At 57.9% G+C, this 12570-nt stretch carries 13 protein-coding genes; 8 read left to right on the top strand and 5 right to left on the bottom strand.

Going from position 1 to position 12570, the window contains the following annotated elements; genetic code table 11:
* Nucleotides 1–189: 189 nt before the first annotated feature.
* From thyA to C4S74_RS06540, 3 genes are all read left to right on the top strand, one after another.
* On the top strand, nt 190–984 hold the full coding sequence (gene thyA, locus C4S74_RS06530; protein WP_103994541.1) for a thymidylate synthase: 795 nt from the start codon (nt 190–192) through the stop codon (nt 982–984).
* Nucleotides 985–1094: 110 nt separating this feature from the next.
* On the top strand, nt 1095–1586 hold the full coding sequence (locus C4S74_RS06535; RefSeq protein WP_103994542.1) for a dihydrofolate reductase: 492 nt from the start codon (nt 1095–1097) through the stop codon (nt 1584–1586).
* 266 nt (nt 1587–1852) lie between these two features.
* Complete coding sequence (locus C4S74_RS06540; RefSeq protein ID WP_103994543.1) at nt 1853–2761, top strand: Gfo/Idh/MocA family protein; 909 nt, start codon at nt 1853–1855, stop codon at nt 2759–2761.
* A gap of 578 nt (nt 2762–3339) precedes the next feature.
* Here the strand turns inward: C4S74_RS06540 and C4S74_RS06545 are convergent.
* The 4 genes from C4S74_RS06545 to C4S74_RS06560 form a co-directional block, all read right to left on the bottom strand.
* The gene (locus tag C4S74_RS06545; protein WP_103994544.1) at nt 3340–3984 is read right to left on the bottom strand and encodes a YcnI family protein; all 645 of its coding nucleotides are present in this window, start codon (nt 3982–3984) and stop codon (nt 3340–3342) included.
* Nucleotides 3985–4079: 95 nt separating this feature from the next.
* The gene (locus C4S74_RS06550) at nt 4080–4748 is read right to left on the bottom strand and encodes a response regulator transcription factor (RefSeq protein ID WP_103994545.1); all 669 of its coding nucleotides are present in this window, start codon (nt 4746–4748) and stop codon (nt 4080–4082) included.
* On the bottom strand, nt 4711–5547 hold the full coding sequence (locus tag C4S74_RS06555) for a sensor histidine kinase (RefSeq protein WP_103994546.1): 837 nt from the start codon (nt 5545–5547) through the stop codon (nt 4711–4713). The genes C4S74_RS06550 and C4S74_RS06555 overlap by 38 nt, the downstream gene beginning before the upstream one ends.
* Before the next feature lie 225 nt (nt 5548–5772).
* A complete protein-coding gene (locus C4S74_RS06560; RefSeq protein WP_103994547.1) occupies nt 5773–6018 on the bottom strand; it encodes a hypothetical protein in 246 nt (81 codons plus the stop codon).
* Nucleotides 6019–6247: 229 nt separating this feature from the next.
* Here C4S74_RS06560 and C4S74_RS06565 point away from each other — a divergent pair, with 229 nt between their 5' ends.
* The gene (locus C4S74_RS06565; protein WP_103994548.1) at nt 6248–7588 is read left to right on the top strand and encodes a hypothetical protein; all 1341 of its coding nucleotides are present in this window, start codon (nt 6248–6250) and stop codon (nt 7586–7588) included.
* A 271-nt stretch (nt 7589–7859) separates the two neighbouring features.
* On the opposite strand, the gene C4S74_RS06570 is transcribed toward C4S74_RS06565, so the two are convergent.
* Nucleotides 7860–8453 carry a TVP38/TMEM64 family protein gene (locus C4S74_RS06570; RefSeq protein ID WP_103994549.1) on the bottom strand — a complete coding sequence of 198 codons (594 nt, stop codon included), beginning with the start codon at nt 8451–8453 and terminating at the stop codon, nt 7860–7862.
* A 245-nt stretch (nt 8454–8698) separates the two neighbouring features.
* Here C4S74_RS06570 and C4S74_RS06575 point away from each other — a divergent pair, with 245 nt between their 5' ends.
* From C4S74_RS06575 to C4S74_RS06590, 4 genes are all read left to right on the top strand, one after another.
* On the top strand, nt 8699–9280 hold the full coding sequence (locus C4S74_RS06575) for a type II toxin-antitoxin system PemK/MazF family toxin (RefSeq protein ID WP_103994819.1): 582 nt from the start codon (nt 8699–8701) through the stop codon (nt 9278–9280).
* Nucleotides 9281–9497: 217 nt separating this feature from the next.
* On the top strand, nt 9498–10319 hold the full coding sequence (pxpB, locus tag C4S74_RS06580) for a 5-oxoprolinase subunit PxpB (RefSeq protein WP_103994550.1): 822 nt from the start codon (nt 9498–9500) through the stop codon (nt 10317–10319).
* Nucleotides 10316–11335: a biotin-dependent carboxyltransferase family protein gene (locus tag C4S74_RS06585; RefSeq protein WP_103994551.1), complete on the top strand. Its 1020-nt coding sequence runs from the start codon at nt 10316–10318 to the stop codon at nt 11333–11335. The genes pxpB and C4S74_RS06585 overlap by 4 nt, the downstream gene beginning before the upstream one ends.
* 3 nt (nt 11336–11338) lie before the next feature.
* Complete coding sequence (locus tag C4S74_RS06590; protein WP_103994552.1) at nt 11339–12106, top strand: LamB/YcsF family protein; 768 nt, start codon at nt 11339–11341, stop codon at nt 12104–12106.
* The last annotated feature ends 464 nt before the right edge of the window (nt 12107–12570 follow it).

A 12570-nucleotide genomic window follows, 5' to 3' on the forward strand; every position in this document is an offset into this window, starting at 1 on the left:
AGACAATAAAAGAAGCGCCCTCCTCGTTTGAAGGGGACGCTTCTATACGGTTTGCCGGAAGGGAACAGGGAACTTTTTCTGAATAAGGAGAAGTTCTTTTTCATTTTCCGGGGAGAAGGAAACTGATATACTAAGGACAGACTTTGTACGGATAAAAAGGAAAACCGATGATTTGAGGTGCGCTTGGAAATGAATAAGTATTTGGAACTGCTTAAAGATATTAAGGAAAACGGAACCCGCAAAGAGGATCGCACGGGGACCGGCACGATTTCCGTGTTCGGGCGTCAGATGCGGATGAATCTGGCGGAAGGCTTTCCGCTTTTAACGACTAAAAAACTTCATATGCGCTCGATTATCCACGAGCTGTTGTGGTTTCTGAAAGGTGAAACGAACATTCAGTATTTACACGAGAATGGCGTCACCATTTGGGACGAATGGGCCGACGAGGAAGGCAATTTGGGCCGTGTATACGGCGCCCAGTGGCGCACTTGGCAGGCGCCGGACGGCCGGACTATCGACCAGATTACCCAAGTGATCGACCAGATCAAGACCAACCCGGATTCCCGCAGGCATCTCGTCAGCGCTTGGAACGTCGCGGAGGTAAATCAGATGGCCCTTCCGCCCTGCCACTACGCGTTCCAGTTCTATGTGGCGGACGGCAGGCTGTCGTGCATGTTCCAGATGCGTTCGGTGGATACGTTCCTCGGTTTGCCGTTCAATCTGGCCTCCTATGCCCTGCTTACGCATATGGTCGCGCAGCAGTGCGATCTCGAAGTAGGGGATCTTGTATGGACCGGCGGGGATGTGCATATTTATTTGAACCACCTGGAGCAGGTGGAGAAGCAGCTTGCGAGAGAGCCGTTTCCGCTGCCCAAGCTTGAAATCAAGCGCAAGCCGGATTCTATTTTCGATTACGCGTATGAAGATTTCGAATTTGTCGGCTACCAGTCGCACCCCGGCATTAAGGCTCCGATCGCGATTTGATTGGGAGGAATGTCCGCGGAGCAAGATTCGGGCCGGTTACGAACGGAAAATAGGGTGATTTCGGAACGGCCGCAAGGTCTTCCGGGATTGCCGGAAGAGGTGTTGAGCAAGTGAGTATTTCCTTTATTTTTGCGATGGACCGCAACAACGCGATCGGGATCGACAACAGACTGCCGTGGCATCTGCCCGCGGATTTGAAATATTTTAAAAAAATGACGACCGGTCATCCGATTCTGATGGGACGGAAGACATACGATTCAATCGGACGTCCGCTGCCGAATCGTGAAAATATTGTTCTGACCCGGCAAAGCGGCTTTGAAGCCGAGGGCTGCACGGTCGTGCATACCGTGGAAGAAGTGCTGGAACGTTACACGGAAGGGGAGGTTTTCGTAATCGGCGGAACGGAAGTGTTCCTGCTGTTCTGGCCACACGTCGACAAGCTGTACGTGACGTTTATCGACGATACCTTCGAAGCCGATACGTTTTTTCCGGAGATCGATCCCGGCGAATGGACGCTTGTTTCCGACGAGCCCGGCATCCGGGACGAGAAAAACCCGTATGACTATACGTTCCGGGTGTATGATCGGGCGAAGACGCAGTAACAGCGGAAACCGCACGTGCCGGAACCTGATTGAAGCCGGGTGCGGATACCTATGCCGATATGCCAAAATAGCAGCGGGACTCCGGCACGGTAGCGGCGGAATCCGACTACCAGAGCATTAGGCAGGCCGGTAAGCATGGAAGCCGCTGGCCGGTAATTCATGCGTCTAAGGCTGCAGGGCTTCTTGCCGGAATTCCTACTAAAAACCGCTACACAAACGGCCCGGCGGCTCAAATAAGCCGGGAGAGCTGAACGGGGGCGTTAAGAGTGCGGCAACCAAATTTACGGATCGGCATGATCGGACTGGATACTTCCCATGCCGTCGAATTTACGAAACTGCTCAACGATCCGGGGCATCCCTGGCATGTGCCGGGGGGCCGGGTCGTTCTCGCCTATCCGGGCGGCTCCGAAGATTTCGAGCTGAGCCGTTCCCGCGTGGAGGGGTTCACCGCGAAGCTCCGGGACGAGTACGGCGTGGAAATCGCCGATTCTCCTGCGGCTGTTGCGGCGGCTTGCGACGCCATTCTGCTCGAATCGGCGGACGGCCGGGTGCACGCCGAGCAGTTCCGGCAGATCGCTCCTTACGGCAAGCCGGTGTTCGTCGACAAGCCGCTGGCCGTCAGCTTGCGGGATGCCCGCGAAATCGCTGACCTGGCCGAGCGGCACGGCGCCGCGCTCCTGAGCAGTTCGTCCCTCCGCTTCGCCGAAGGCTTGACGGAAGCGATGCGCGCTCAGGAGACGGGAGCGGTCACCGGAGCCGACTGCTTCGGCCCGCTGGCGCTGGAACCGACGCAGCCCGGCCTGTTCTGGTACGGCATCCACATGGTGGAGATGCTGTACGCCGTGCTTGGCCCGGGCTGCGTGCACGTTACGGCGGCAGCCGGAGAATCGCACGAGGTGGTCGTCGGCGTCTGGTCCGACGGCCGCATCGGGACCGTGCGCGGCAGCCGCCGGGGCAGTCCCGCGTTCGGCGCGGTGGTGCACCGCGAGCGGGGGAGCCGCGCGGTCGATATTTCCGCGGACGCGAAGCCTTTCTACGCGAGCCTGCTTGAGCGCGTTATGGAGCTGTTCCGCGGCGGCGAGCCGGCAGTCGGCAGGCGGGAGACGCTCGAAGTGATCCGCTTCATCGAAGCGGCGAACGAGAGCCGCGAGACGGGGCAGCGGGTCCGGCTGTAGGCGGAGACTCGCCTCTAAGGCATCTCGCTTTGCCTCAGGCAGCTCTGACCGTCTCCAGCGACTCGGAGCATCCCGCTCCGCCCAGGCAGCTCTGGCCCGTCTCCAACGTCTTGGAGCGTCTCACTCTGCCTCAGGCAGCTCTGGCCCTCTCCATCGTCTTGGAGCGTCTCGCTTTGCCTCAGGCAGCTCTGGCCCGTCTTCAGCGACTCGGAGCATCCCGCTCCGCCTCAGGCAGCTCTGGCCCGTCTCCAACGTCTCGGAGCGTCCCGCTTCGCCCCAGGCAGCTCTGGCCGTCTCCATCGTCTTGGAGCGTCTCGCTTTGCCCCAGGCAGCTTTGGCCGTCTCCATTGTCTCGGAGCGTCTCGCTTTGCCTCAAGCAACTTCGCGCTGCGTCGCCAGCGTTTTAGGCCGCCCTTAGCCATCGCCGCTCCGCGCGCCGCTTCGCAAAAAAGACCGGAACCGCCAATACAGCGGATCCGGTCTTTTTTTAGTTCAATTAAAAAAGCTGCGGTTCTTCAATCCCGCAGCTTTTCCCGTTTCCTTCCGGCTGTTTCTGCCGGAAGGATAACGGAGGACTATTACGCGCGCTTTCTGAACAGGCTGAGCAGCAGGGAAGCCGCGCTCAGTACCACAGCGGCAATCGACAGATACAGCGGCGTATTGCTCGCCGAAGCGTTCGCCTGCTGGGCCGGAGCCGCCGTGGCGCTGCCCGGTGCCGTGCTTGTGTTGCCGTGGCTGTCCGTGCTTCCGCCGGCCGGTTTAGCGGCTACCTTCGTTACGGAAGCGGGTTTGTCCGAGCCTTCGGCGCCGGTCCACTCCACTACGCTGCCGTCCTGGTAAGTCTGATAAGCCTTCCAGACGATGGAAGTGGCGTTGTCGGCCACCTTGCCCTGCATGTTGAATTCGCCGAATTCGGTTTTGGTCAGACCGCCGTTCTCCGCCGTCCAGGTTACGCCCGTGATTTTATCGGCTCCGTCTTTGGCAATTTCATATTTCCAGCCCGGTTTAGGCTCGAAACGCGAGACGGAGACAGCATCGACCGGAAATTTCACTTCGATTTTGGTAGTCGGCACGTCTTTTTCCGTCGGTACGCGAACCGTAAATTTCTGATAGGAACCTGCCGTCGCTTCGGCAGGATTAACGGTAACGTGGGCGCTGGCCACGCCGGCAAAGAGCATCAAGCCGGCTACGACGGCGGCCGCTTGTATTTTAAGCTTGTTCATAAATCAGACTCCCTTTCTCTCGCAATCTTGTAGTACTTCTACTGTACCCAAAGCGGGCGGGAGAAAGTATGACTCAACTGGGCTATTTTTGCCCGTCAGATATGATCTTTTCGTGACATGCCGTGTTTGACGGCGTAGGCGGTAAGCTGGACGCGGTTATCCATGCCGAGCTTTTCAAAAATATTTTTCATATGATTCTTCACGGTGTTCTCCGAAATAAGCAGCTTTTCCGCGATTTGCCGGTTGTTATAGCCTTCGGCGACATAGAGGACGATTTCGTGCTCGCGGGCGGTAAGCTGCGGCAGAGGCTGGCCCGAGGCTGCGGGTGTCCCCGAAGGGCGGAAGCGCCGCATGAGACGGTCCGCCATCTGGCGGGCCACCTGGGAATTGTCGTCGAGCAGGGCGTGCAGGTAGCTGAGCCACTCGTCGGGGTCCATATTTTTAAGCAGATAGCCTTGTGCCCCGAACTGGACGGCCGTGAACAGATCGGCCACGTCGTCCGACACCGTCAGGATAACGATGCGGATGTGGGGATAGCGCTGTTTGATCTGGCGGGTCGCCTCCAGGCCGTTCACGGGGCTCATATGGATATCCATGAGCACCACGTCCGGCTGCAGGTTGCCGCAGAGGGCGATCGCTTCCTCGCCGTTATAGGCTTCTCCGACAACGGTGAATGAAGAATCGTCTTCCAGCAAGCTCTGGATAGCTTGGCGGGCAAGCGGGTGATCATCCGCGATGAGAACGCGATAGCAGGTCTCTGACATGAGGTTTCCTCCTTGCTGAAGTGACGGACAGCTCCGTACCGTTTTCGGGCGAAGACTGAAGTTCCCATGAGGCTCCGAGCTCGGCGGCCCGCTTGCGCATCATGGTCAGGCCGTAGCGGTGCCGCTGGGATTCGTCCTCTGCGAATCCGACTCCGTTGTCGGCGATTTTGAGCGACCAGTCCGGGCCGCTCGTTTCCAGGTCGATGGAAGCCTGGGTCGCCCGCGAATGCTTGCGGATATTGGTGAAAGCTTCCTGGATGATGGCGAAAATCTGCACTTCTTCGGCAGCCGTGAGAACTTTGTCGGTCGCCCGCAAATTTTGTACGGTTTCAATGCCGGTCAGCACTTCCCAGTCCTGGAGCCACTTGCCTATACGCAGGGAGAAGGAGGTCCCTTCCTCGGGCAGGGTCCGGAGATTGAAAATCGCCTGCCGGAGATGATGGTCGATTTCGGAGACGGCGGCCTTGGCTTCCTCGGTCTTTCCCTGCTTCAGCTTTACATTGATAAAAAACAGCGTCTGGGCGAGATTGTCGTGCAGCTCCCTGGCGAGCCGTTCGCGTTCTTCATAGACGGCGCGTTTGGACGTTTCGCGGGCCAGCCGGTTATTGGTACGCTCAATGCTGCGGAACATCCAGGTGGCGAACACGTAGGAGACGAGGAGAGTAAGGAAAGTAATGTACCAGTTTCCGGTTTCCATGGACATATAGCTCAGCATGAATTCATGCCGGATAAACTCGAATCCTCCGATAAACAGGGCAGGGGTCAAAGCGGCCAGCCATTTGAGGGTTTTAAGCGACATAACAGCCCGTCCTTTGCATAAATAATGGTTCTTGTCCTAACGGATGTACCCAATATACCGTAACGTGTCCGGAGCAACAAGGCGAGAGAAATTTTCCTCTTCGCAGACCGCGACTTTTTGGAGAAACTTTCGTCTAATAAGTTTAGTGCCCTTTTCCGGACGAAAAACCTGCCTGCGGGCAAAGCAAAACCGGCCCCTCGGGTCAAAGGGCCGGCTGCGGGTCAGTCAATAGAGCATTTCCCGTAAGGAAGCTCCTTTATTAATCGCTTGAGAGGGCAGGGCCGCATAACAGAACGGATCGCTCTCTTCCTCCACAACTTCAATCATGAGAATGTGTTCGATCGGAAGAAGTACGTTATTCATCTTAATGAGACCGAACTGTTCGTAATGATTGGAAATGACACCGGTAATGGTATCATTGCCGCAGCTGACTTTAACTTTCTGCTTCTGGTATATGAGTATATCAAACATAAATAAACTCACCTCTCTATTAAGATATGACAAGTCTTCTGTGATATTCGTCACACCATTTTTAAAAAAGTAAGCACATTAAATTTAATTAAAGACAATTTAAAGATTTGTCTTTAATTAAAGTCTTTCGTTAAAATAGAAAAAGAATGTAAACGCCTACAATAAACAATTGCCGAAGTACGTGCTTATCGCAGCGGAAATCCGGCCAGGGACAAGGAGGATGTGCAGCATGGAAATAAAACGACCCCCCAGCCGGGACGAAATCGTGATCGGACTCATCGGTCCGGAAGAGCTTCTGGAGAAAGCGGAGGAGACGATCAAGGCGTTTCCTTCTTTTCATCCTTTGTCTTTAAAATGGGAAGGGGAGCCGAACCGCCTTCCGGACGTCCAGCGTCTCGGCGAGCAGGCCGAGGTGCTGCTTTTTACGGACCCGGACACATTCCGCGCGGCCAAGCAGAGCGTGACGTTCCGGATTCCGGCGCATTATGTGCCCCTGACGGGCACGGGCTTGTACCGGGCGCTCTACCTGGCCGGGCGCAGCGGATCTCCCGGAAAATTGACCGTGGACGGGCTGACGGAGCCGGTCGTAGCCAAGGCACTGAGGGAACTCGGGGAGAACGGCATGGACGTGATCTGCTACGGGGGCCAGGGCGAAGGCACCCTGCAGGAACTGCTTCATTTTCACCGGGAGGGAGCTTCGGAAGACACCGTCGCCCTGACGGGAATGAAGGCGGTTGCGGAGGCCCTGACGAAGGAGGGCCTGCGCAGCGAATGGATCGCGCCGACCGGGCACGACATGACGATTTCGCTTCAGCGAGCGCTGCTCTCCACGGAAACCCGCCGGAGCAAGGAAGGCCAGATCGTCATCGGGTTCATCAACATCGACGGATTCGAACGGCTGGCCGCCAGGTCGGGCTCCGAGCATGAAGTGCAGCGGATGAAGCTGGACCTTCACCGGATCGTGCTGGACTATGTCGAACATCTCGACGGATATCTGAACACGCTCGGCGGGGACGAATTTCTGTTCATGACGACGAGAGGGATATTCGAGCGGGAGACGGGCGGCTACAAATCGATTCCGCTGGCCAAAGATTTGTCGCTCATGCACGACCTCACGCTGAGCATCGGCATCGGCTTTGGCCGTTCCGCCAACGAAGCGGGCACGCATGCGCGCCTCGCCCTGCGGCGCTCCAAAGATGCGGGGGGCAACATCACGTTCATCGTGCGCGAAGACCGCAGCGTCATCGGTCCGCTGGAGATGACGGAGCCCAACCGCTTCGATCTGTCTCTGCTCGACGCCGAGCTGATCAAGGAAGCGGGCAGAGCGGGCATGACGCCCGCTTATCTGAGCCGGCTGGTCGCGTACGTGACCCGCTTCGGCAAGCTGGATTATACGGCGCAGGAGCTTTCGGCCATATTGGACGTGACGGTGCGCAGCACCCACCGGTTCCTGCTGGCCTGGCAGGATGCCGGGCTTGTCGACGTCATCGGCGAAGAACGCGGCGTTTCCAAAGGACGCCCGAAGCAGATTTTCCGCCTGGGCTTCCTCCAGGAGCGGATCCGTTCGTGACGGCAGACGGGACCGGTGGTCCCGGCCCGGATACGCAAGGACTGCGGAGAAGGAAACGTTCCTCTGCGGCATCGGCGAATAAAGAGCGGACGGGCGGAGCAAACTGTCAATGATTTACTCCATGCCCGTGCGTTTCCATCCGCCTTATGCTTTTTTGGCAGCGTACCCTGTAAAATATGCAAATAAAAAAGCCCCTCGGTAAGGAGCTTTCGTAGACAAGCGGCTACGGTACGGTACTTCTTCTCTATCAGGGGAAAATCGGCGGACAATTTCAGGCCCGGTGCATACGGGTTTCGAATTTTTTGCCGAGCAGCCAAAGCAGGCCGATCACGACGAGGACGATCAGGAACTTCCAGGGCTGACGGATAAAAGACATGATGTCGAATCCGACGAACGCCATCGTAAACACCATAACCGCTTTCCCCGCCACGATAGCGGGCAGAAAAACCATTTTCTCGACCCGGGACAGCGCCGCGGCCACCACGACCAGCGAAGAAGGCGTGAACGGGAAGCAGCTCAGCAGGAAGATTGTGCCGAACCCGTGGTTATGTATCCAATTCATCCCGTTGCGCAGTTTGGGCGAGCGTGTCAGCTTTTGCATAAAAGCCGTATTGGACAGTCTGCGGAACAGCAGGAACAGACAGATCGCGCCCAGACTCGTGCCGAGCCAGGAGTACAGAAACCCGAATCCGAGCCCGTAGGATGCGGCGTTTCCCATGACAATCACGAACAGCGGAAGAACAGGAATGAACGCTTCGATAAAGGTCAGCAAAATACCGGGCAAAGGACCGAGAGAGTTATAATGAGACAAAAACCGGGCAATATTTTCTTCGGTCAGCAGACTTTTTATAGATTCCCATGTCACGGCGGTTTCAAGAGCTCCTTTTTCGGGTAGTGAAAGATCAACTGGACTGTTTTAATGTTTCGTAAAAGAAGGGTTCATACATTAGTATAACGAATGAAATTCGGAATGGTTTCTCGGGCAGAGAAGACATCCATACCCGGCACATTCATCCGTTACCCAGTTTACCTTAAAACAGAATATTTCTTACACAGCACGAAAGGGGAATTTTGTTCATGGCAAACCGCAATCACAACGGAGGTGGCCCTTTGAAAACGGATCTTACCCGCATTCAGGATTACTTGGAGTGGCTTAAAACGAAAATCTATCTGGACTCCCTGTCCGATAAAGCGAAAACGCGTGCCCTGCGCCGCGGCGAAGTCTACAAATGCAATTTGGGAAAAGGAATCGGAAGCGAAGAAGAAAAAGAGCGTCCTTGCATCGTCTTACAAAACGACGTCGGCAACAAACATTCCGGGAACACGATTATCGCCCCTATTACGCATACGGCCGGCATTCCCAGCGTATCCGTAGAACTCAAGGGCAACTATACGTATTTGGAAGCGGGCAAAGAAAAGCAGCTTACCGGTTACGTACTGCTGGCCAATATTATGACTGTCAGCAAGTCGCGCATTACGGGGAGCTGCCTGGCGAACATCCGCGGAGAGATGGACGAGATTGAAGAAAAAGTGATGGTATCTCTCGGTATGTTCAAAAAATATAAAGATCTTCTCGACAAAAAAGAGAGAGACAAAGCGTTTATCAAACGCCTGCTGCAGGAAAATTATGCGCTCAAAGAAAAACTGGATTTGTATGAGCGTCCCGACAGCGCCTCGGAAATACATGGTTGACAAAGCTTATTTGGTATGGTTTAATTGTCTTAGCGACTTACAAATATGTTTGATCGGTTGATCGAATCGTATCCCACAAGGTCCATTACAATATCAAATATAAGGAGTCCGTTGATTCCTTCGCCTTTCGAAAAAAGATCTCCCGCCAGAGGTCTTTTTTTCATGTCTACTAAATAATACACGGCAGGGGATATTTTGAAACGGGGAGAAGCAAAAAGTGGAGCCTAAATACAGTTCTGCAATCGTTTTCGAGCCGCTTGGAGACCAGGCCGTCGTGCTTCGTCTCGGTGACGGCATATCGGAAGAAGTTCACCGGCGTGTTCTGGAGGCCGCGGAAGCGATCAGCCGCAGCCCGTTTCCGGGACTGGTCGAAATCGTCCCTACCTATACAACGGTTACGGTCTGGTATTCCGTCGTAGAAGCGGCCGAGGCCGCCGGCAGGCATTTCTCTCCATCGAAGCTGGAAGAAACCGAGGCCATGCTGGCGGACGGGGAGCCTGTCGTTTATACATGGATCCGGCGGCATCTTGAGCGCGTTCTGGAAACCGGTGCCGCGGAGCGTCCGGTTCTTCAAGCATCTCCGCCGCGGGAAATTTTTATTCCGGTATGTTATGGAGGCTCCTTCGGTCCGGATTTGGATGACGCCGCAAAGGCTCTTTCCATGAGTCCGGAAGAGGTGGTCCGGCTGCACAGCGGCGGCTCGTACCGGGTTTATATGGTCGGCTTCGTTCCGGGATTTCCTTATCTGGGCGGACTTCCTTCCTCACTCGCCCTTGCCCGCCGGTCTAATCCCAGACTTTCCATTCCGGCCGGTTCAGTCGGAATCGGGGGCAGCCAGACGGGAATTTATCCGCTTCCTTCGCCGGGAGGCTGGCATATTATCGGCCGTACCCCGCTTAATCTGCTGCGGCCGCGGGAATATCCTCCCGTGCTGCTGCAGGCGGGGGACACCGTCCGCTTTGTACCTATAGGAGCAGTGGAATACGCGCGGCTAAGCCGTGAAGAGACGGAAATGTCCGAGGAGGGGAACCGGGGATGAGCCTGTTTGTCGAAAAACCGGGGCTGTACACGACCGTGCAGGATAGGGGACGCTATGGTCTCCGCCGCTTCGGATATGTCGCCGGCGGGGCGATGGACGCCTTATCGATGCAGGCGGCCAACATCCTTGCGGGCAATGCCCGTCATGCGGCGGTGCTCGAATGGACGCTGCAGGGTCCCAGGCTGCTGCTGCGTCAAGATACGCTTGCCGCATGGTGCGGCCCGGAGCTTGCGGCATACGCCGGCGGGGAAGCCGTTCCCGGCTGGCGTCCCGTCTATATCCGCGCGGGTACGGTGCTCACGCTGGGCGGGAGTATGCGCCGGGGCTGCCGGGGCTATCTTGCCGTGGCGGGAGGCATCGACGTTCCGCTTGCGCTCGGCAGCCGCAGCACTTACACCCGGGCCGGACTGGGCGGGCTGGAGGGACGGCCGCTTCAAGCCGGCGATGAACTTCAACCGGGAAGGCCGTCTCCCGCCGCGGAACGGATGATGGCGGAGCTGCGGCTTCAAGCTGACGCCGGTGGAAGCGCTGTCCTGGCCGCCGCGTGGGAGGCTTCCTGGGCTGTAAGACCAGGCGGCATGCAGGGAGACTCCGCGGTTCTGCGTGTCGTCCGCGGCAGGGAGACGGCCCGTTTCAAAGGCGGTCTGGAGGCGTTGACCGGGCACGTTTACCGCGTGCGCCCCCAATCGGACCGGATGGGCTGCCGGCTGCAGGGTCCTGCCCTGGAGTTGTCCGCTCCGGGCGAGCTAGTATCGGAAAGCACCGCGCCCGGAACGATCCAGGTTCCGCCGGACGGACAGCCGATCGTGCTTGCCGCAGACAGCCAGACGACCGGCGGCTATCCGCGAATCGGGCACGTCATCAGCGCGGACCTGCCCATTCTGGGCCAGCTCGCTCCGGGCGCGGCCGTGCGGTTTACGGAAGTGACGCTGCACGAGGCGCAGGCGGAGCTGATGCGCCAGGAAATGAATCTTAGGCTGCTCCGGACGGGAGTCCGCGCAAGGATGGGGAGATAACGTATGCTTACGATCGATTTGAACTGCGACATGGGGGAAAGCTACGGCGCTTACCGGTTTGGCCGGGACGAGGAGCTGCTGGAAAGCGTGTCATCGGCGAATATCGCCTGCGGGTTTCATGCGGGCGATCCCGGTGTTATGCGCCGGACCGTGGCGCTCTGCCTGGATAAAGGCGTTGCCATAGGCGCGCACCCCGGGCTGCCGGACCTGGCCGGCTTCGGGCGCCGGGAGATGGCGGTCGGCGCCGAAGAAGTCTACGAGCTGACCTTGTATCAGCTCGGGGCCCTTCATGCCTTCGTGCAGGCCGAAGGCGGCACTCTCCGCCATGTGAAGCCTCATGGCGCGCTGTACCACATGGCGTCCGCACGCGGCGATCTGGCCGATGCGGTCGCCCGGGCGGCGCTGCGCGTCAGCGGCGGCGCCCTCGTGCTGCTCGGGCCTCCGGGCAGCGAGCTGCTCCGCGCGGGGCAGGCGCACGGGCTGCGCACGGCGTCCGAGGCTTTCGCCGACCGGACGTACCGGCCGGACGGCACCTTGACGCCCCGCACGGAGCCCGGAGCGCTGCTGAGCGATCCGGCGCAGGCAGCCGCGCAGGTGCTGCGCCTCGTGCGCGAAGGCGCCGTGACCGGCGCGCACGGGGAGATCGTGCCCCTGACCGCGGAGACGGTCTGCGTCCACGGGGACGGCCCGCACGCGTCAGCCGTTGCCCGCTCGGTCCGGGCTGCGCTGGACGAGGCCGGCGTAGCGGTCCGCCCGCCGTGGGGAGCGTGAGAGAAGCCTCCGCGAGTTCGCGGCTCGCGAAGGGGTTGCGAAACCGCCTGAGCCCGGTCCCGAGGGCCGGTTCTGTTAACGATTGAACGGCGAACTCGATCCGGTGTCCCGGCGGTTTAGAATCAGCGCCGAAGTCCGTTTTTCGGCAATCTGCTGAAGAGGAAAAGTCCGGTATCTTTCGGGAGCCGGAGCCGCTCTGCGCATCCGATGCCGTCTCTGCCGTAGCCGAACATCGCCAAGGAATTTTTGGAAAGAACGACTATAACGAATCTCCCCCTTGAGAACGGTCCCGCAGGTATGCATTAATAGAGATGCAGCCGGCCGGCTCCACTCTATCAGGAAAGGAGTGATTCGGAACAATGAACACGACAATGGAGGTGGCTTCTGCGTAAGCGGAAGCCCGTGTCGAACCGGGGGCGCCAGCGCCCCCGGTTTTTATTTTCCTGAGAGATAGATGAATTATG

It is taken from the genome of Paenibacillus sp. UNC499MF (assembly GCF_900107975.1).
In the GTDB taxonomy this organism is placed as follows: Bacteria; Bacillota; Bacilli; order Paenibacillales; family NBRC-103111; genus Paenibacillus_F.

Bases quoted from the DNA above. Each gene is read 5' to 3' on its own strand.
- C4S74_RS06545 (WP_103994544.1), bottom strand. From the start codon at position 3,984: ATGAACAAGCTTAAAATACAAGCGGCCGCCGTCGTAGCCGGCTTGATG.
- C4S74_RS06555 (WP_103994546.1), bottom strand. From the start codon at position 5,547: ATGTCGCTTAAAACCCTCAAATGGCTGGCCGCTTTGACCCCTGCCCTG.
- C4S74_RS06550 (WP_103994545.1), bottom strand. From the start codon at position 4,748: ATGTCAGAGACCTGCTATCGCGTTCTCATCGCGGATGATCACCCGCTT.
- C4S74_RS06590 (WP_103994552.1), top strand. From the start codon at position 11,339: ATGCTTACGATCGATTTGAACTGCGACATGGGGGAAAGCTACGGCGCT.
- thyA (WP_103994541.1), top strand. From the start codon at position 190: ATGAATAAGTATTTGGAACTGCTTAAAGATATTAAGGAAAACGGAACC.
- C4S74_RS06585 (WP_103994551.1), top strand. From the start codon at position 10,316: ATGAGCCTGTTTGTCGAAAAACCGGGGCTGTACACGACCGTGCAGGAT.
- C4S74_RS06565 (WP_103994548.1), top strand. From the start codon at position 6,248: ATGGAAATAAAACGACCCCCCAGCCGGGACGAAATCGTGATCGGACTC.
- C4S74_RS06560 (WP_103994547.1), bottom strand. From the start codon at position 6,018: ATGTTTGATATACTCATATACCAGAAGCAGAAAGTTAAAGTCAGCTGC.